Genomic DNA, 19,750 nt, shown 5'->3' with positions numbered 1-19,750 from the left:
AGCATCGTGCTGGGCCTTGTAGCAGCGGCAATTCCTTGCCTAGGCTGGGTCTGGCACCTACAGCAGCGCCATGCTGCCCAGCAGCGCCAATGGGCCTTGCTCGAAGAGCGCCTGAGCACGGCATTGCTCGCCCAGCAAGGGCTGCAGGCCCAGCTTGACGCCAGCCGTGACGAAATCAGCGACCTGGCCGAGGCCAATAGCGCCAAGCAGGCCAGCCTGGCCGCCCAGGGCCGCGAAGTCGAACTGCTGCAGGTCGAGCGTGACAATGCCCGCGACGCCGCCCATGCCTGGCAACTCGAACGCAGCAACCGCGAGTCCGAGCTGCGCTGTCTGGAAGCCCATGCCGCCGGCTTGCAAGCCGAGCTGCGCGAGCAGCAGGAGAGCCATCAGCAGCGCCTGGAAGACCTGCAAGAGGCCCGCGACACGCTGCGCGCGCAGTTCGCCGAAATGGCTACAAAGATCTTCGACGAGCGCGAGCAGCGCTTCACCCAGACCAGCCAGCAGCAACTCGGACAGTTACTTGATCCGCTCAAGGAACGTATCCATGCCTTCGAGAAGCGCGTCGACGAAACCTACCAGCAGGAGGCCCGTGAGCGCTTCTCGCTGAGCAAGGAGCTGGAGCGTCTGCAGCAGCTCAACCTGCGCCTTTCGGATGAAGCCACCAACCTCACCCAGGCGCTCAAAGGGCAAAAGACCCAAGGCAACTGGGGCGAGCTGATTCTTGAGCGGGTCCTCGAACACGCAGGGCTGGAGAAGGGCCGCGAGTACCAAACCCAGGTCAGCCTGAAAAGCGCCGACGGTGAGCGCTTTCAGCCAGACGTGCTGATCATGCTGCCCGGCGACAAGCAGGTGGTGGTCGACGCCAAAGTCAGCCTGACGGCCTATCAGCAGTGGGTCAGCGGCAATGACGAAGCGGCGCTCAAGCAGCATGTGCAATCGCTGCGCAGCCACGTCAAAGGCTTGTCCGGCAAGGACTACAGCCGCCTCGAGGGGCTGCATAGCCTCGATTTCGTGCTGCTGTTCGTGCCAATCGAAGCGGCTTTCTCCGCGGCATTGCAGGCCGAGCCGAACCTGTTCCAGGAGGCCTTCGATCGGCAGATCGTGATTGTCAGCCCTACCACCTTGCTGGCCACCCTGCGCGTGATCGACAGCCTCTGGAAGCAGGAGCGCCAGGGCCAGAACGCGCGGGAAATCGCCGAGCGGGCCGGCTGGCTGTACGACAAGTTCGTCCTGTTCATCCAGGATCTGGACGAGCTCGGCAGTCGCTTGCAGCAGGTCGACAAGGCTTACTCCGCTGCGCGCAACAAGCTCTGTGAAGGGCGTGGCAACCTGATCAGCCGCAGTGAGCAGCTCAAGTTGCTCGGCGCGCGGGCCAGCAAGAGCCTGCCGGCGGACTTGCTGGAGCGCGCCTTGAGTGACGAAGCGCTTACTGAACCAGGCTCAGATGGCGGTTGAGCAGAGCGCGCAAGGCGGCTGGCTTGACCGGCTTGGCCAGGTAATCGAGGCCGGCGGCGTGGACCATGGCAATGGTTTCGCTGCGGCCATCGGCGCTGATCACCACACCCGGCACCGGCTCACCGAGGCGCGTGCGTAGCCAGGCCATCAGCTCGGTGCCGGTGTCGCCTTCATCCAGGTGAAAGTCGACCAGCGCAAGGTGCGGGCGCATGCCATTGGCCAGCAGCGCTTCGCATTCCTGACGATTGCGCGCAGTCCAGACCTGACAGCCCCAGCGGCTGAGCAGGCTGTTCATGCCGAGCAGGATGCTGTCTTCGTTGTCGACACACAGCACCTGCAGGCCCGCCAGCGGTTGCCCCGGCTGCTGTTCAACGGCTGCAGCCGGCGCGACGCTGCCGCTGGCAATCGGCACACTGACGCGGAACACGCTGCCCTTGCCCGGCCACGAGCGCACTTCCAGGGCATGGCCGAGTACCCGGCACAGGCCATCGGCGATCGCCAGGCCCAGGCCCAGACCTTTTTCGGCGCGGGTCTGGTGGCTGTCCAGGCGCTTGAACTCCTGGAAGATCACCTGCAGTTTGTCGTCGGTGATGCCCGGGCCGCGGTCCCACACTTCCAGCCATAGCCGGCCGCCCTGGCGGCGCACGCCAAACAGGATCGGGCTTTTGCCGTAACGCAGGGCATTGGTCAGGAAGTTCTGCAGCACCCGGCGCAGCAGCTTGATGTCGCTGTTCACCCGCAGGCGGCTGCCACGGACACGGAACTCCAGGCCCTTTTCTGCCGCCAGCACTTTGAACTCGGCGCCCAGCGCGTCGAACAGATCGCTAAGGGCAAAGGCTTTCACGTCGGGAGTGATCTTGCCGTTTTCCAGGCGCGAGATGTCCAGCAGGTCGCTGATCAGCTCTTCAGCCGAACGCAGTGAGCTATCCATGTGCTGCACCAGTTGCTGGGACTCGCTGCTCATGCCCTCGGCTTGCTGCGACAGCGCTGCCGAGAACAAGCGTGCAGCGTTGAGCGGCTGCATCAAGTCATGACTGACCGCGGCGAGGAATCGGGTTTTCGACTGGCTTACGGCCTCGGCCCGGCTCTTCGCCTCGGTCAGCGCCTGGTTGAGCTGGGACAACTCATGGGTGCGTTCGGCGACCCGTTGTTCGAGGCCTTCGTTGGCCTCTTTGAGGGCCTGCTCGGCCTCGCGGAACGGGGTGATGTCGGTAAAGCTCATGACAAAACCACCACCCGGCATCGGGTTGCCGATCAGCTCGATCACCCGACCATTGGGGAACAGCCGCTCGGAGGTGTGCGCCCGGCCCTGGCGCATCCAGTGCAGCCGGCGCGCCACATGCACCTGCGCCTCGCCCGGGCCGCACAGGCCGCGGTCGGCGTTGTAGCGGATGATATCGGCGATCGGCCGACCCACGCTGATCAGCCCCTCAGGGTAGTTGAACAGCTCCAGATAACGCCGGTTCCAGGCCACCAGGTGCAGGTTCTGGTCAACCACGCTGATGCCCTGGTTGATGTTCTCGATGGCACCCTGAAGCAACGCACGGTTGAACTGCAGCACCTCGCTGGCCTCGTCGGCGATGCGCACCACGTCTTCCAGCTGCATGTCGCGGCCTTCGATGGCAGCCTTGACCACGGCGCGGGTCGAGGAGGTGCCGAGTACGCCGGCGAGTAGCCGTTCGGTGTGTTCGATCCAGTCGCCATCGGCGTTCTGGTTGGGGTTGAAGCCCTTGCCCTGGCGGTAGGCGAAGCGAATGAAGCTCTGCCGGGCGCGTTCTTCGCCGACAAAGCGGGCGGCGAGGTTGAGCAGGTCGTCGATCTGCACCGCCAGCAGCGAACGGCTGTTGGGCCGCTCACTGGTTTGCTGGCCGATGAACCGGCCCGCCTGCCAGTGCTCGGACACGCGCGTGCGCGACAGGATCGAGACCCAGGCAAACAGGATGAAGTTGCCCGCCAGCGACAGCACCACACCTTGGGTCAGTGGCGTGATCGGCAGGTTCAGTGGGTTGCTGTCGAGCCAGGTCAGGCCTGGGAACAGTTGCAGCGACCAGCCCAGGCTGTGCGCGGTAATCGGCAGCACCAGGGTGTAGAACCAGAGGAAGATCCCCGCCGCCAGTCCGGCGAATACGCCACGGCGGTTGGCCTGCTTCCAGTACAGCGCGCCGAGCATCGCCGGGGTCAGCTGGGTGACCGCAGCGAAGGCGATCTGGCCAATGGTCGCCAGGCTCGCGGTGGAGCCGAGCAGGCGGTAACTGACATACGCCAGCAACAGGATTACCACGATGGTCACCCGGCGCACCGAGAGCATCCAGTGGCGGAACGCTTCGAACGGGCGTTCAGCGTTTTTGCGCCGCAGCAGCCACGGCAGCAGCATGTCGTTGGAGACCATGGTCGACAGCGCCACCGCCTCGACGATGACCATGCCGGTAGCCGCCGAGGCGCCGCCGATAAAGGCCAGCAAGGCCAGGCTTGGATGCGCTTCGGCCAGTGGCAGGCTGATCACGAACGAGTCGGAGATCACCGTGCCCGGCAGCAGCATCTGCCCAGCCAGGGCAATCGGCACCACGAACAGCGCTGCCAGTACCAGGTACATCGGGAACACCCAGCGCGCCGTGCGCAGGTCCTGCGCTTCGATGTTCTCGACCACGGTGACGTGGAATTGCCGCGGCAGACAGATGATCGCCATCATTGCCACCCCGGTCTGGACCACCATCGACGGCCAGTTGATGGTCTCCTGCCAGTAACTCTCCAACTGCACCGACTGGCGCGCCTGGGTGAACAGGTCGTCGAAGCCGTCATACAGGTTGAATACCACGAACACGCCCACGGCAAGAAACGCCAGCAGCTTGACCAGCGCCTCGAAGGCAATCGCCAGGACCATGCCGCGGTGGTGCTCGGTGACGTCCAGGCTGCGCGTGCCGAACACGATCGAGAACAGCGCCAGCACCAATGACACCACCAGTGCGGTGTCTTGCACACGGGTGCCGGTGGCATCGGCATTGGCGCCGATCAACAGGTTGACGCCGAGCACGATGCCCTTCAGCTGCAAGGCAATGTAGGGCAGTACGCCGACCAGGCAGATCAGCGCCACCACCACCGCCAGGCTCTGCGACTTGCCATAGCGTGCGGCGATGAAGTCGGCAATCGAGGTGATGTTCTGCTGCTTGCTGATCAGCACCATCTTCTGCACGACCTGCGGCGCGAACACCAACAGCAGCACCGGCCCCAGGTAGATCGGCAAGAACGCCCAGAGCTGTTCGGCGGCCTGGCCGACCGCGCCAAAGAATGTCCAGCTGGTGCAGTACACGGCCAGCGACAGGCTATATACCCAGGCGCGCAGGCGCGGCGGCAGAGGCGTGCTGCGGCGGTCGCCGTAAAAGGCGATGGCGAACATGATGGCCATATAGACCAGGGCGACCACGGCGATCAGCCCGCTGGACAACGACATGAAAACTCCGCAGCAATAGGGTAGAGCGTGGGCCCGGTGAACAAGTCTGGCATGTGCCTTGCGCGTCGTCAGCGTCGACCATGGTCGCAGTGGCGTGTCGTCGCAGTGCGCCCTGAGTGCAGGCGACCTGCATCTGGATGTGGCGCAATGACGCTCAGGTGCATTCTAATCAACAAACAGCCACCGGCATCACTCAGGGAATCGATTGATGAGTCACCCCTCGCAATTTACCTTGCTCGGCAAGCGGCGCTTCTTGCCGTTTTTCATCACCCAGTCACTGGGCGCGTTCAATGACAACCTGTTCAAGCAGTCGTTGATCCTGGCGATCCTGTACAAGCTCAGCCTTGAGGGCGACCGCTCGATCTGGGTCAACCTGTGCGCGCTGCTGTTCATTCTGCCGTTCTTCCTGTTCTCGGCACTGGCCGGGCAGTTTGGCGAGAAGTTCGCCAAGGATGCGCTGATACGGGCGATCAAGCTGGCCGAGATCGTCATCATGGCGATCGGCGCGGTGGGTTTTGTCAGCAATCACCTGGTGCTGATGCTGCTGGCGCTGTTCGCCATGGGCACCCACTCGGCGCTGTTTGGGCCGGTCAAGTATTCGATCCTGCCGCAGGCGCTGCGCGAGGACGAGTTGGTCGGTGGTAATGGCCTGGTCGAGATGGGCACGTTCCTGGCTATTCTGGCGGGCACCATTGGCGCTGGCGTGATGATGTCGTCCAGCAGCTATGCAACGGTGGTCGCCGGCGGCATCGTCGGCACCGCCGTGCTCGGCTATCTGGCCAGCCGCTGGATCCCGCGCGCTGCTGCGGTGGCGCCGCAGATGAATCTCGACTGGAACATCTTCAAGCAGTCCTGGGTAACCTTGCGCCTGGGGCTTGGGCAGACGCCGGCGGTGTCGCGCTCGATTGTCGGCAACTCGTGGTTCTGGTTTGTCGGCGCTATCTACCTGACCCAGATCCCGGCCTACGCCAAGGACTGGCTGCACGGCGACGAGACGGTGGTGACGCTGGTACTGACGTTGTTCTCGGTAGGCATCGCGGTGGGTTCGCTACTGTGCGAGCGGCTCAGTGGGCGCAAGGTGGAAATCGGCCTGGTGCCGTTCGGCTCGTTCGGCCTGACCTTGTTCGGCCTGCTCTGGTGGTGGCATTCGGGCGATGTGCCGAGCACCGACGTGGCGCACGACTGGCTGGCGTTGTTGGGCATGCACCAGGCTTGGTGGATCATGCTGTCGATCGTTGGCCTTGGGGTGTTTGGCGGGTTCTATATCGTCCCGCTTTATGCGCTGATCCAGGCGCGGACTGCCGAGGGTGAGCGGGCGCGGGTGATTGCTGCCAACAACATTCTCAATGCGTTGTTCATGGTGGTGTCGGCGTTGGTCACCATTGTGCTGTTGAGCGTGGTCGAGCTGACCATTCCACAGCTGTTTCTGGTGGTGTCGCTGCTTAATATTGCCGTTAACGCTTATATCTTCAGCATCGTGCCTGAATTCACCATGCGCTTCTTGATCTGGCTGCTGAGTCACTCGATGTATCGGGTCGAGCATCGGGACCTGCAGCGTATTCCTGATGAGGGGGCGGCGCTGCTGGTGTGCAACCATGTGTCGTTCGTCGATGCGCTGTTGATCGCTGGGGCGATTCGCCGGCCGATTCGGTTTGTCATGTACTACAAGATCTATAACTTGCCAGTGCTCAACTTCATCTTCCGCACCGCTGGGGCGATCCCGATTGCTGGGCGAAGTGAGGATGAAGCCACCTATGAGCGGGCCTTCGCGCGCATCGCTGCGGCCCTGACGGCGGGTGAGGTGGTGTGTATCTTCCCTGAGGGCAAACTGACGGCCGATGGTGAGATCGATGAGTTCAAGAGTGGCGTCACGCGGATTCTGCAGGAAACCCCGGTACCGGTGATTCCGCTGGCCTTGCAAGGGTTGTGGGGAAGTTTCTTCAGCCGCGATCCGGCCAAGGGCCTGTTCAAGCGGCTGTGGTCGCGGGTGACCATTGTGGCTGGGGAGGCTGTTGTTGGGGATTTGGCGGGGCCTGAGGTATTGCGGGAGCGGGTTTTGGGGTTGCGTGGGGGGCGGCGTTGAGGGTTTTCTGGACTGGGGGCTTATCCGTTTTTTGTGGTGGCTGTTAGGGCTCCTTTTGCCCTTACGGCGAGTGACTTGTTTGGCAAACGCGCCAGAAAAGTAACCACAAAAAACGTTTGGCTCCACATCCGGCCCCTGCGCTGCGCTGGCGCAGATCGAGAGCTGGGGCCGCTCTGCGGCCCTTTCGCGACACAAGGCCGCTCCTACATTTTGACCGCGCATGATGCAATTACGCGTTGCCTGTAGGAGCGGCCTTGTGTCGCGAAGCGACCCCGGCAAGCGCTGCGGGCCAGGAGGGCCCGTTCAGCGCGGTCCTCCCGGGAGCAATACTGGAGAGAGGGAACCCCGCAGCGCAGGGGCCGTATGTGGGAGCGACGGCTTTTGGTTCGTTTTGCCGCGGACGCAGTACGACCAAAAGGGACTCGCCGTAAGGGCGAAAGGGGCCCGAACAGCCGCCAAATCAAATGGATAGTGCGCAAAACCGCCAGTCACTCCATCAGCTAGCACTAACCTTCAACCCCACCAACCCAGTAATGATCAAAGCCACACTAAGCAGCCGAATCAAAGCCATCGACTCCCCAAACAGGATAATCCCGGCAATCACCGTACCGACCGCCCCCACCCCGGTCCAGATGGCGTAAGCAGTCCCCAGCGGCAACTCCTTCATGGCCAACCCCAGCAAGCCAAGGCTGATCACCATCGCCCCCACCGTAAGCACAGTAGGCAACGGCCGGGTAAACCCGTCGGTATATTTCAAACCCACCGCCCAGCCCACTTCGAACAGGCCGGCGAAAAACAGAATGATCCAGGACATCTGTGAGTCTCCATCTTATTAAGGATGGGGCCGTCCCCAGGCTGGTCACGCAGTGCGTGGTGAGGTCGTCCTCACGTGTGCACTATATTGCACAAGTGCGTTTACCAAGGCAAGTCAATGAGCCTCGGGCCTGGTTTCAACCCGGGTATGCCCCGGCTCCCGCATGCGCCGGAACCAGGTCGAAAGCAACGCACCAGAAATGTTGTGCCACACACTGAACAACGCGCTCGGCACCGCCGCCAACGGCGAAAAATGCGCCGCCGCCAACGCCGCGCCCAGCCCCGAGTTCTGCATGCCCACTTCCAGCGCCAGCGACTTGCGCTGAGCCAGCGGCAACTTGCACAGCTTGCCGGTGAGGTAGCCAAGCAAATAGCCAAAGCTGTTATGCAGTATCACCACCGCCATGATCAGCAACCCCGACTCGGCGATCTTCGCCTGGCTGGCCGCAACTACCGCGCAGACGATCATTACGATGCTCACCACCGATACCAGCGGCAGCACCTGCACCGCAGTCTGCACCCGTGCGCCCAGCAAGCGCTGGGCGAGGACGCCGAGAATGATCGGCAGCATCACCAACTGCAGGATCGACCAGAACATGTCAATGAACGAAACCGGCAACCAGGCCGAGGCCAGGAACCAGATCAGCGCAGGTGTCAGCAACGGCGCCAGCAGGGTAGTCACCGCCGCGATCGCCACCGCCAGCGCCAGGTCACCCTTGGACAGCCAGACCATCACGTTCGAGGCCGTGCCACTCGGGCAGCAACCGACCAGAATGACACCGACGGCAATCTCTGCCGGAAGCTGGAACAGCTGACACAGCAGCCAGGCCATGCCCGGCATGATCACAAAGTGCGCGACCACCCCCAGCGCAACCCGCCAGGGCTGGCGGGCGAGGGCGGCGAAGTCGTCGAGCTTGAGGGTCAGGCCCATGCCGAACATCACCAGCCCGAGCAGCGGCACGATGGCTACCTTCAGGCCGATGAACCATTGCGGCTGCAGGAACGCCAGGCAGGCAAACAGTAATACCCAGAGGGCGAAGGTGTTGCCGACGAAGCGGCTGAGGGCGGCGAGGGCACGCATGGGGCAATCCTTGTTCTTCTATTAAGTAGCCAATCGATGCAGGTGGGGCTGCGCGGGCAACCCCACGCCGCAATCAGACGCCCTGCGGAATGTCTTCACCACCCAGCGCTTCGAACAGCGCCGGCAGGAACTCCTTGAAGGTCATCATCATCAGCAGGAAGCTCGCATCGAACTGCTGTTGGGCTTCTTCACCGCCGTCCTGCTCGGCCTGTTCTTGCAGCAGTTCTTCGAATTTCAGGCGCTTGATCACGGTCTTGTCGTCGAGTACGAACGACAGCTTGTCCTGCCAGGCCAAGGCCAGCTGGGTGACGACCTTGCCATTGCCCAGGTGCAGCTGGATCTCGTCGCTTTTCAGGTCCTGGCGCTTGCAGCGGACGATGCCGCCGTCTTCGTGGGTGTCACGCAGCTCGCACTCGTCCAGGACATGGAAGTCCTCAGCCGCCTGCGAAGTGACCCACTCGGTCATGGTCGCGCTAGGCGCGGCCTTCACGGTGACCGGGCGTACTGGCAGCGAGCCCATCACTTCACGCAGGGTCGACAGCAGGTCTTCGGCGCGCTTGGCGCTGGCCGAGTTGACCAGGATCAGGCCCTGACGCGGGGCGATGGCGGCAAAGATCATCGAGCGACGAATGAAGGCGCGTGGCAGGAAGGCCTGGATGATCTCGTCCTTGATCTGGTCGCGCTCCTTTTTATAGACCTTGCGCATCTGCTCGGTCTCGATCTCTTCGATCTTTTCTTTGACCGCGTCGTTGACCACGCTGCTGGGCAGGATGCGCTCTTCCTTGCGCGCGGCAATCAGCAGGTACTCGCCGCTGACGTGCACCAGCGGGGCGTCTTCACCCTTGCCGAACGGCGCGACGAAACCATAGGTGGTCAGCTCCTGGCTGGCGCACGGACGGGCCGGCTTGCTGGCCAGGGCAGTTTCCAGTGCCTCAGGCTCGAATGGGACTTCCTGGGTCAGGCGGTAGGTCAGCAGGTTCTTGAACCACATGGGGGTAGATCTCTCCTTAATGCATAAGGCGGGCATTATTCTCCGACTGGGGCCATGCGGCCAACCCTGTCAGAGGGCCATCAGGCGGTTAATGGTCAATAAAAGCCTGATAGCGCTAGGTCCTTGAAAGGCCTGCAAAATTATTTTAAAAAAGTGCTTGCCAGGGTGGTATGTCCTCCGTAGAATGCGCGCCACACCGAGACGAAGGGTGATTAGCTCAGCCGGGAGAGCATCTGCCTTACAAGCAGAGGGTCGGCGGTTCGATCCCGTCATCACCCACCACTCGATGTATAGCGCAGCGGTAGTTCAGTCGGTTAGAATACCGGCCTGTCACGCCGGGGGTCGCGGGTTCGAGTCCCGTCCGCTGCGCCATATTGAGCTTCAAGGCCCACTGAACACCTTGAAGCGACAGAGAAAGCGACCTTAGGGTCGCTTTTTTTGTTTCTGGCATTGCGTCAGAATGCCTTGTCCGCCGGTCGCGGCCAGCAGGCTGTGCTCCGGCTCTTCATTGCACGCAAGAGACCGACCATGCAGGATGCCAGTACCTCTCCAACGCCCGCCGCTGCGGCGCCCTTGCTCGGTATCGACCTGGGCACCACCAACAGCCTGATCGCCGTATGGCAGGATGGCCAAGCCCAACTGATCGCCAATGCCCTCGGCGACGTACTGACGCCATCGGTGGTTAGCGTCGATGACGATGGCAGTATTCTGGTCGGCAAAGCCGCCAAAGCCCGCCTGACCACCCATCCGCTGCGCAGCGCAGCTGCGTTCAAACGGTTTATGGGCAGCGACAAGCGCTTCGAGCTGGGCGAGCATCGCTTCACCCCTGAAGAACTGTCGGCGCTGGTGCTGGGAGCCTTGAAGCAGGATGCCGAAGCGTATCTGGGCTGCCCGGTCAGCGAAGCGGTTATCTCGGTTCCAGCCTATTTTAGTGACGAGCAGCGCAAGCGCACGGTGTTTGCCGCAGAGTTGGCCGGGCTCAAAGTGCAGCGGCTGATCAACGAACCAACCGCAGCAGCCATGGCCTACGGCCTGCACGAACAAAAGTTCGAGCGCACACTGGTGTTCGACCTGGGCGGCGGCACCTTCGATGTGACCGTGCTGGAATACGCGCTGCCGCTGATCGAAGTGCATGCCTCCACCGGTGACAACTATCTGGGCGGTGAAGACTTTACCGATGCATTGTTGCTGGCGTGCCTGCGCGACTGGGGGCTCAAACTCGAGCAGCTCGAGCCACAGGCGCTGGCCAGCCTGCACGACGCCATCGACCAGTTCAAACATGCGCTGGGTGAGGGTCAATCGACCTTGACCTGGCAAGGCGACGGCCAGGCGCGTGAGTGGCAGCTCGACGAGCTCAAGCTGCAGGGCATCTGGGCGCCGTTGCTGGCTCGGGTGCGCGCACCGATCGAACAGGCCCTGCGCGATGCGCGCTTGAGCCCCAAGGAGCTCGATAGCCTGGTGCTGGTCGGCGGCGCCACGCGCATGCCGCAGGTGCAGCAGTTGGTGGCCAAGCTGTTTGGCCGGCTGCCGTACCGGCACCTGGACCCAGACACCATCGTCGCCCTTGGCGCCGCCAGCCAGGCGGCTTGCAAGGCACGCGATGCGGCCATAGACGAATTGATCCTGACTGACGTGTGCCCGTATACCCTGGGCATTGCCTCGCAGCGTGGCGAGCAGAGCGCCGGCGCGTTTTCGCCGATCATCGAACGTAATACGGTGATCCCCACCTCACGGGTCGAGCGCTTCTACAGCACCCACCCGGAGCAAAAAACCGTGCGTATCGCGGTATACCAAGGCGAGCGTCCCTGGGTGCGCGACAATATTCTGGTCGACAGTTTCGAGGTCCCGCTGCAGTCGACCGGGCAGATTCAGTCACTGGACGTGCGTTTCAGCTACGACATCAACGGCTTGCTTGAAGTCGATGTGACATTCATCGAAACCGGCCTCAAACACAGCCACAGCATTGACCGCAGCCCGACCGGGCTGGATCAGGACGCGCGCCAGGCCAGCCATGAGCGCTTGTCGCGGCTGAAGATTCACCCACGCGATGCCTTGCCCAACCGCACCTTGCTGGCGCGGCTGGAGCGGGCCTGGATGCAGAGCCTGGGCGATGAGCGCGAGCTGATCGGCAGCTGGCTGGATACGTTCAACGGAGTGTTGGCCGGGCAGCAGGCCGGCGAGATCAGCCGCCAGCGCCAGCAATTGAGCCAGGCGCTGGACGAGCTGCGTTACTGACCTTGGCTCGGGCCGCACTGCGGCCCGTTGCCTTGCTCAGGGTGATGGCTAGCCGTTCATCCGGCGCAAGGCCGCCTGCAAACCACCCTCCAGATCGGCCGCCTTGCCCGGCACTGGCCCATAGCGGTTGGGCAGTTTGTCTCCCGGTAGGCTCACCAGTATCAGCGGCACCACCGGCAGCACCCGGCTGAGCACCACAAGCAGGATCAGCACCGGCACGCCCTGGCCAAGGTCGCGCAGGCGCCGCAGCATGGCGCTGACCATCAGCAGCACCATCGGCGCTGCCATCGCCGGCAGCAAGGTCATCAGGCTGCCGCAGGCGATCACCGCTAACAGATGCAGGCCGAAGCCCTTGCGGTCGAGGCGGCTGTTGAGCTTCCACACCGCCCACATTGGCTCCGCCACCTGCTTGCTGTTGTTGCGCAGCATGCGCTCGGTCCAGCCCAGCAACACCATGATCGCGCAGCGCAGGCCGGGGTCGAGGTCGACGTTGTCCTTGGCTTTCTGCAATCTACGCAACAACCGCGTTTTCGGCGGTGCGCAGTCATTGAGCAGGCTGTCGAGGGCATCCAGAGCGTCGTTGAACGGGGCGCTGGCCATCCCTTGTTTACGCAGTAGCTGCCCGCTTGGATGTGTGCACTTGCCGGCCACCAGGCTACGGCGTAACGGCTCGTACCAGTAGTCCTCGATGTACAGCGCCTCGAGGCGATCGCGCAGGCGGGTGCGCTGGGCTTCGTCGAGGCTGCGATCGTGATAGAGCACGGCGCAGAACAGCATTTTGCCCAGTGGGTAATCGTCGAGCACCGCCGGTTCGTTTTCCAGGCAGGTCAGCAACTGCGCAGCGGTGGGCAGGCGGCTGCTGTCGAGGGCCGTGCGCAGGCTCAGCACGCGGCTGGCGAGCAGGCCTTGCAGCGGTTCGTTGTAGTCCAGCGCGGCCAGCACATCGCTGCTGCCATGCGGCCCGGCGATGGCCTGCAGCAGCGCGCTGTGCAGCGAGGCAAACGGGTGCTCGGCAGGGTAGTGCAGTTGCCCGGGCAGTTGCGGGTCGATCAACGCCAGCCAGCGGCTTGGCTGGTCGAACAGCGCCAGCATGAACAGCTGCTGACGGTGCCAGGCCCACAGTGATTCGCCTGCCGCCGGCGCTGGTAGTGGCGCGCCATGGGCGGCCAGGGCTTCCTGCGTCTGCAGGGCGAACGGCCGGGTGAACATGCGGCGCATGTCGAACTGGCTGTTGAGTTCATGCAGGGCGTGCTCGGGATACACCCGCATACGCCGCAGCCACTCGCGGCAGACCGGGCGGATGGCGTCTTCACTGAGCGCTTCAGGCAACTGTGCGCGTGGATCATTGGCTGCGCAGAGATCTACCAATGCCTGCACCACCGGCGACTGTTCGAGCCAGCGCAGTTGCTGTGCCGCTTGCGCCTGCAAGCCTTCGAGGATCAGGTTATCGAGAGTGTCTTCCCGCGCTGGCTCAGCGACTACCAGACGCAGCAGCTCGGCTTCACCGCGTTGCAGGGCCCAGGCCAGCCAGTACAAGCGCTGCAAGTCTGCGTCCGGCTGCTCCTGCAGCAACCAGGCCAGCAGCGGCAATTCGTCGTCACCGTCCAGGCGCCAATCGATGAATGTCGCGGCAATGTCGCCCAGTTCAAGCCGCGCCGCTTCGAGCCAGCGCGACAAGGTCTGCGGGCTCTGCGACGGGCTACCCCAGGCCTGCGCCGGGTCGGCGAGGTCGGCCGGCCAGCTGTCGCACGGGGTCTGCAGGTCGAACGCCTGGATCAGCAGCGGCAAGCGCTGCGGCTGGTGCCGTGCGCACAGGTTGAGCAGCCAGCGCTCGGCCTGCGGGTGGCGATGTTCGCGCCACAGCCGCAGCCAGCATTCCAGTACCTGCTGTTCAGCGCCAAGCGCCTCGGCCTGGCGCGCCAGCAGGTACAGCAGGTCGACATCGTCGGGCGCCTGTTGCAGTTGCTGCTGCACCTGCGCGTGCAGGGTCTGGCTGCCGATCCCGGCCTGGCAGAACTGCACCAGCAGGCGTTGCAGCAGAGCCTCGTCGTTGGGGAAGGCGAGGCAGGTGTGTGCCTGCACAAACTGCTCGTACTCGAACAGCGGGCGCTGATTGAAGCAGTATTCCAGGCTGCGGAAGTACCACAGCGACTCCAACTGCGCAGCGGGTGGCCAGTCGCGCATCAGGCTGGTATCGAACGGATCGGGTTCGCTCAGGCGCTGGAGGAATGCTTCGACCTCCTGCGGGTCTTGCAGGCGCAGCAACTGTTCAGCCCAACCCAGGCGCTGTGCCAGCAGGCCGGCGCAGCGGTGCGAAATCGGCCCGCAGCTGCGCAGTTCATGCAGCAGCTGCCAGCTCAGTTGTTCCAGTTCGTCCAACGGCAGTTCGTCGAGCTCGGCGATGTAGCCCTGCCAGGCGGCGGGATCGAAACGCAGGGTGGGGTCTTCCAGCAACCGGTGAAAACCGCGCAATGCGCCTGACATCTCGTCAGCTCTGGCTTCGGCTTCGACCACTGGCGCGGCGTCGGCCTCGCTTTCACGGGCCAGGCGCAGCGCTTGTTCGTAGGCCTCGCGCAGCGCCTGGAAACCTTGCGGGTCAGTTTCCGGATGATGTGCCGGCAGCAGTCCGCGGTAGGCCTGGCGGATCAGATTGAGGTCCTGGGTCGGTTCCAGGCCAAGGCGTATCCAGCAACTCATGACCAGCAGTCCTCTTCCAGCGATGCCGGGCGTTCCGGTTCAGGTAATGGCAGATCCCAGCTGAGGCTGGCCAGCAGCTCGCTGGCACCCAGGCGCAGGTTGAGCAGGATGCAGCGGTTCCAGTGCTCATTGCCCTGGCGTTCGAGTTCGGCGGCGAGTGCCTGGTCGCTGCTGTCAGAGACGTTCCACAGCGCCTTGCCGAACAGGTAGCCGGCCAGGTAGCCGTCCCAGCTGTTGTAGTAATGGCGGGCACGCAAGGCCAGGCGGTAATGCAGGTAGAGGCTTTCTTCGGCAGTGATATAGGACTTTTTCAGCCCGGCGCGCAGCAGAAAGCTCATCCGCCCCAGGTCCCAAGCGCGGGTGCCGCCGGGGCCGCAGTCCGGGTAGGTGCGGGCGGCGTACTGGTACTTGATCCGGTCCCGTTCGGGCAGGCGCTCGAGCAGCGCTTGCCATTGGCTGGGCAAGCAGCGCTGGAACTGCCAGTAGGCTTCGGACAGCTCGGTGGCGTGGCCGTTGTCAGCCATGCCGAGCATGTCCAGCAACTGCGCACGGTTGCTGATGCCCCACCAGCGTTCGAGGTCGCTCTGGTCGTCGCCCTCGTGATAGTCCGGTGCGGTGTAGCTGGCACCGTTGAGGGCAGCCATCGGTGCGGACAAGGCATGCAGCCAATGCTGCGCGGTTTCTTCCATGACACGGACTCCTGGGCCGGCGCAGAACAGGGATGACGGCCGGCCTTGCGGGTGGCGATTGTAAATAGCGGCCAGCACGGCGGCAAATGGCCTGCTCGGGATGGCGCTTCAGCTGACCGTTTTTCCGGCCAGACGTTCTTCCTCGCGCAGGGTCAGCACTTCATAACCGTCAGCAGTGACCGCAACGGTGTGTTCCCACTGCGCCGACAGCGCGCCGTCGCGGGTGATCACCGTCCAGCCATCTTTCAGCTCGCGGGTGCCGCGCGCGCCCTGGTTGATCATCGGCTCGATGGTGAAGACCATGCCAGGCTTGAGCTTCATGCCCATGCCGCGTTGGCCGAAGTGGAGGATTTCCGGTTTTTCGTGCATCTGCTGGCCGATGCCATGGCCACAGTATTCACGTACTACGCTGTAGCCAGCCGCTTCGGCGGTGCTCTGAATGGCGTGGCCGATGTCGCCCAGAGTGGCCCCCGGGCGAACTTGCTCGATGCCGCGCCAGAGCGCGTCATAAGTGGTTTCTACCAACCGCTCGGCTTCAGCGCTGATCGCGCCGATGCGGTACATCTTCGACGAGTCGGCGATATAACCGCCTTGTTCCAGGGTGATGTCGACGTTGACGATCGAGCCTTCAGCGAGCACTTCGTCAGCCTTGGGCATGCCGTGACAGACGACGTGATCGACCGAAGTGTTCAGCGAATAGGGGAAACCGTATTGGCCCTTGCTGGCGGGCCGGGCGCGCAGGGTCTGGACGATGAACGCCTCGGCGTGGTCGTTGATCTGCATCGTGGTCACGCCGGGGCGGATGAAACCGTCGAGTTCGGCAAACACTTGCGCCAGCAACTGGCCGGCGCGGCGCATCAGGTCGAGTTGTTCGACTGTCTTGAGGATGACTTGGGACATTGGCGCTTCAAAGACCTCGCTTGAGTCAGGCTGCAGCATATCCCCATGGCACCCAGCCTTGCCACCGCAGCGCCGTGCCCCAGGATGGGGACACGTGCACCAAGACGAGTCGAAAATCCCCGATAGGCGGCGCATCGACTTTCTCGCCACTACCGTCTGCACCCGCGCTGATCCCCTGTAGCGGCCTTGCCGGGGCGCCGGACCGGTCGGAAAGGGCCGCAAAGCGGACCCATGGTTCACCTCAATACCCCAGAACTGGCACAGTCCCTGCTTTGACCCATCTACAACACGCCCCACTGATCAACGGCGATCAATCAGGGGCCTCACCCAGATGAGAACAGGCAAAGGCGCCTGGAGCTTCGGCTCCAGGCGTTTTTTTTTGTCTTTGCGGCGGCCAACCCCGCCAACCCGTGATCGAGGATCGGCTATGCAGGCAACAGCGAACGGCGGACAACTTCAGCGACTGGTCATCGTCGGCAACGGCATGGTCGGCCATCACTGCGTCGAGCAACTGGTCGAGCGCGGCGCATTGGCGCGCTTCGAGGTGCGCGTATTCGGCGAGGAGCGTCAGCGCGCCTACGATCGCGTACATCTCTCAGAGTACTTCGCCGGCAGCGACAGCGAAGCGCTGGCCATGTGCGAGGCGGATTTCTACGATCGCCACGGCGTGTACCTGCACCTCGGCGAAGGCGTGCTCGAGATCGATCGCGAGCGCTGTGAAGTGGTCACCGCAGAGGGCCGTTATGGCTACGACCAGTTGGTCCTGGCCACCGGCTCTTATCCGTTCGTGCCGCCAGTCGAAGGCTCCAGCGGCACGTCGCGGCTGGTCTACCGCACTCTGGATGACCTTGACGCCATTCGCGCCGCCGCCAGCGGCAGCCGCCGGGGTGTGGTGGTCGGTGGCGGCTTGCTGGGCCTCGAGGCGGCCAACGCCTTGAAGTCGCTGGGCCTGGAAGCACACGTGGTGGAGTTCGCGCCGCGCTTGATGCCGGTGCAGCTCGACAGCGAAGGCGGCGCGGCATTGAAGGCGCAGATCGAGGCGCTGGGCGTGGGGGTGCATGTGTCACGCGCCACCCAGTCGATCAGCTCCGGCAGTGAGTACCGCTATCGAATGAATTTCGACGGTGGCGAGTATCTTGAAACCGACCTGATCGTGTTCTCTGCCGGTATCCGCGCACAAGACGCTCTCGGCCGCGCCTGCGGCCTGGAGATTGGTGCGCGTGGCGGGGTGGCGATCGACCACGATTGCCGCAGCAGCGACCCGCAGATCTTCGCCATCGGCGAGTGCGCCTCGTGGAATGGCAGCGTGTTCGGCCTCGTCGCGCCCGGTTACAGCATGGCGCGCAACCTTGCTGCGCTGTTGCTTGGTGAAACGTCCACCCCGTTCACCGGCGCCGACATGTCAACCAAACTCAAGCTGCTTGGAGTCGATGTCGGCTCGATCGGCGACGCCCACGGCGCGACTCCCGGCGCGCGCAGTTACCGCTTCATCGACGAGGCCAACGCGGCCTATCGCCGGCTGGTGGTCGATGCCAGCGGCAAGCACGTGCTCGGCGCGGTGCTGGTCGGTGACAACAGCTACTACGACACCCTGCTGCAGTACTGCCAGAACGGCATTGCCCTGCCAGCTGATCCGGCCACGCTGATCCTGCCGCAGGGCGGCGGCGCGCCGGCGCTGGGTGCCGATGCCTTGCCCGATACGGCGACCATCTGCTCCTGCCACAACGTCAGCAAGGGCGCGGTCTGTGCGGCCATCGACAGCGGCTGCAGCGACCTCGCCGCGGTCAAGAGTTGCACCAAGGCGGCCAGCGGTTGCGGCGGTTGCGCGGCGCTGCTCAAGCAGGTCTTCGAGCACGAGTTGACTGCCCGTGGGGTCACCGTCGACAAGAGCCTGTGCGAGCACTTCGGCTATACCCGCCAGGAGCTTTATGGGCTAGTCCGGGTCGAGGGCATCCGCACTTTCAATGAGCTGCTCGAGCGTCACGGCAAAGGCCATGTCGGCTGTGACATCTGCAAACCGGCGGTGGGTTCGATCCTGGCCTCGTGCTGGAACCAGCCGATCATGGACGCCGCGCTGGTGCCGCTGCAGGACACCAACGACACCTTCATGGCCAACATGCAGAAAAACGGCACCTACTCGGTGGTGCCGCGCATTCCCGGTGGCGAGATAACCCCGGACAAGCTGATCGTGATCGGCCAGGTGGCGAAAAAATACGACCTCTATACCAAGATCACCGGCGGTCAGCGCATCGACCTGTTCGGCGCGCAGTTGCACGAACTGCCGCTGATCTGGGGCGAGCTGATCGCTGCGGGCTTCGAGACCGGTCATGCCTATGGCAAGTCGACGCGTACGGTCAAATCCTGCGTCGGCAGCACCTGGTGCCGCTACGGCGTGCAGGACAGCGTGGCCATGGCCCTGCGCCTGGAAGACCGCTACAAGGGCCTGCGCTCGCCGCACAAACTCAAGTTTGCCGTATCCGGCTGCACCCGCGAGTGCGCCGAGGCGCAGAGCAAGGACATCGGCGTGATCGCCACCGACAAGGGCTGGAACCTCTACGTCTGCGGCAACGGCGGCATGCGCCCGCGGCATGCCGAGTTGTTTGCCACCGACCTCGATGACGACAGCCTGATCCGCATGATCGACCGCGTGCTGATGTTCTACATCCGCACTGCCGACAAGCTGCAGCGCACCTCGGTCTGGCGCGAGGGCCTGGAAGGTGGCCTGGATTACCTCAAGGCGGTGATCCTTGATGACAGCCTGCTGCTTGGCGCCGAGCTCGAAGCGCAGATGCAGCACGTGGTCGATCAGTATGAATGCGAGTGGGCCAACGCCCTCAACGATCCAGAAAAACTCAAACGGTTCCGCACCTTCGTCAATGACCAGCGCGCTGACCCGGACGTGCACTTTGTGCGTGAACGCGAACAACGCCGGCCGGTGGCCGCGCTGCACCTGATCCCAACTGTCGAGGAGGCTGTCTGATGAACTCATGCAATGTCGCAGTAGCGCAACAACCCAGCTGGCAAACGGTTTGCCAGCGCGGCGATCTGGTCGCCGATTCCGGTGTAGTGGTGTGGCTGGACGGCGAGCAGGTGGCGCTGTTCTACCTGCCTGGCCAGGCTCAGCCGCTTTATGCCGTGGCCAATCGCGACCCGCGCTCGGGCGCCAATATCATCGGCCGCGGCCTGATCGGTAGCATCGGTGGCGAGCTGACGGTGGCGGCGCCGTTGTACAAGCAGCACTTCAGCCTGCGCAGCGGGCGCTGCCTGGAAGACCCGCAGCAGGCGCTGCGGACCTGGCCGGTGCGCCTGGCAGGGGAGGCTGTCGAGGTGGCGATGCGCTAAGATGGCTGACCGACGC

General features: G+C 63.6%; 12 protein-coding genes and 2 tRNA genes. 7 read left to right on the top strand and 7 right to left on the bottom strand.

Going from position 1 to position 19,750, the window contains the following annotated elements:
* The first annotated feature begins 96 nt into the window (after positions 1-96).
* The gene (gene rmuC, locus IDM28_RS03835; protein WP_188035425.1) at positions 97-1,455 is read left to right on the top strand and encodes a DNA recombination protein RmuC; all 1,359 of its coding nucleotides are present in this window, start codon (positions 97-99) and stop codon (positions 1,453-1,455) included.
* Here rmuC and IDM28_RS03830 read toward each other — a convergent pair.
* Positions 1,427-4,903: a hybrid sensor histidine kinase/response regulator gene (locus IDM28_RS03830; protein ID WP_150570926.1), complete on the bottom strand. Its 3,477-nt coding sequence runs from the start codon at positions 4,901-4,903 to the stop codon at positions 1,427-1,429. The two genes, rmuC and IDM28_RS03830, sit on opposite strands and share 29 nt — an antisense overlap.
* A 208-nt stretch (positions 4,904-5,111) precedes the next feature.
* On the opposite strand from IDM28_RS03830, the gene IDM28_RS03825 reads away from it, so the two are divergent.
* Positions 5,112-6,986 carry an MFS transporter gene (locus tag IDM28_RS03825; protein WP_188035393.1) on the top strand — a complete coding sequence of 625 codons (1,875 nt, stop codon included), beginning with the start codon at positions 5,112-5,114 and terminating at the stop codon, positions 6,984-6,986.
* Positions 6,987-7,482: 496 nt separating this feature from the next.
* Here the strand turns inward: IDM28_RS03825 and sugE are convergent, their stop codons facing one another.
* The 3 genes from sugE to rdgC form a co-directional block, all read right to left on the bottom strand.
* Positions 7,483-7,800 carry a quaternary ammonium compound efflux SMR transporter SugE gene (gene sugE / locus IDM28_RS03820; protein WP_101321713.1) on the bottom strand — a complete coding sequence of 106 codons (318 nt, stop codon included), beginning with the start codon at positions 7,798-7,800 and terminating at the stop codon, positions 7,483-7,485.
* 114 nt (positions 7,801-7,914) lie between these two features.
* Positions 7,915-8,880, bottom strand: a complete 966-nt coding sequence (locus IDM28_RS03815; RefSeq protein ID WP_188035392.1) for a bile acid:sodium symporter family protein — start codon at positions 8,878-8,880, stop codon at positions 7,915-7,917.
* Positions 8,881-8,953: 73 nt separating this feature from the next.
* Positions 8,954-9,871: a recombination-associated protein RdgC gene (gene rdgC, locus IDM28_RS03810; RefSeq protein WP_101321711.1), complete on the bottom strand. Its 918-nt coding sequence runs from the start codon at positions 9,869-9,871 to the stop codon at positions 8,954-8,956.
* A 206-nt stretch (positions 9,872-10,077) separates the two neighbouring features.
* Here rdgC and IDM28_RS03805 point away from each other — a divergent pair.
* From IDM28_RS03805 to IDM28_RS03795, 3 genes are all read left to right on the top strand, one after another.
* Positions 10,078-10,153, top strand: a tRNA-Val gene (locus tag IDM28_RS03805).
* Positions 10,154-10,166: 13 nt separating this feature from the next.
* Positions 10,167-10,243, top strand: a tRNA-Asp gene (locus IDM28_RS03800).
* 156 nt (positions 10,244-10,399) lie between these two features.
* Positions 10,400-12,106 carry a molecular chaperone HscC gene (locus IDM28_RS03795; protein ID WP_150572535.1) on the top strand — a complete coding sequence of 569 codons (1,707 nt, stop codon included), beginning with the start codon at positions 10,400-10,402 and terminating at the stop codon, positions 12,104-12,106.
* A gap of 48 nt (positions 12,107-12,154) precedes the next feature.
* On the opposite strand, the gene IDM28_RS03790 is transcribed toward IDM28_RS03795, so the two are convergent.
* From IDM28_RS03790 to map, 3 genes are all read right to left on the bottom strand, one after another.
* Positions 12,155-14,803, bottom strand: coding sequence for a J domain-containing protein (locus IDM28_RS03790; protein WP_188035391.1), 2,649 nt, complete (start codon positions 14,801-14,803; stop codon positions 12,155-12,157).
* Positions 14,800-15,492 (bottom strand): DUF1266 domain-containing protein, encoded by a 693-nt coding sequence (locus IDM28_RS03785; protein ID WP_101321708.1) that lies wholly within the window; start codon positions 15,490-15,492, stop codon positions 14,800-14,802. Before IDM28_RS03785 ends, IDM28_RS03790 begins: the two co-directional genes overlap by 4 nt.
* Positions 15,493-15,600: 108 nt before the next feature.
* Positions 15,601-16,392, bottom strand: a complete 792-nt coding sequence (gene map, locus IDM28_RS03780) for a type I methionyl aminopeptidase (RefSeq protein WP_188035390.1) — start codon at positions 16,390-16,392, stop codon at positions 15,601-15,603.
* A 427-nt stretch (positions 16,393-16,819) separates the two neighbouring features.
* Between map and nirB the strand changes: the two genes are divergently transcribed.
* Complete coding sequence (gene nirB, locus IDM28_RS03775) at positions 16,820-19,372, top strand: nitrite reductase large subunit NirB (protein ID WP_188035389.1); 2,553 nt, start codon at positions 16,820-16,822, stop codon at positions 19,370-19,372.
* A complete protein-coding gene (gene nirD / locus IDM28_RS03770) occupies positions 19,372-19,734 on the top strand; it encodes a nitrite reductase small subunit NirD (RefSeq protein WP_188035388.1) in 363 nt (120 codons plus the stop codon). Before nirB ends, nirD begins: the two co-directional genes overlap by 1 nt.
* The last annotated feature ends 16 nt before the right edge of the window (positions 19,735-19,750 follow it).

Source organism: Pseudomonas sp. EZ-C24 (genome assembly GCF_014525325.1).
Lineage (GTDB): Bacteria > Pseudomonadota > Gammaproteobacteria > Pseudomonadales > Pseudomonadaceae > Aquipseudomonas > Aquipseudomonas shirazensis.
Note: the sequence above shows the minus strand (reverse complement) of the source record. Positions and strands in the feature narration are given on the sequence as shown.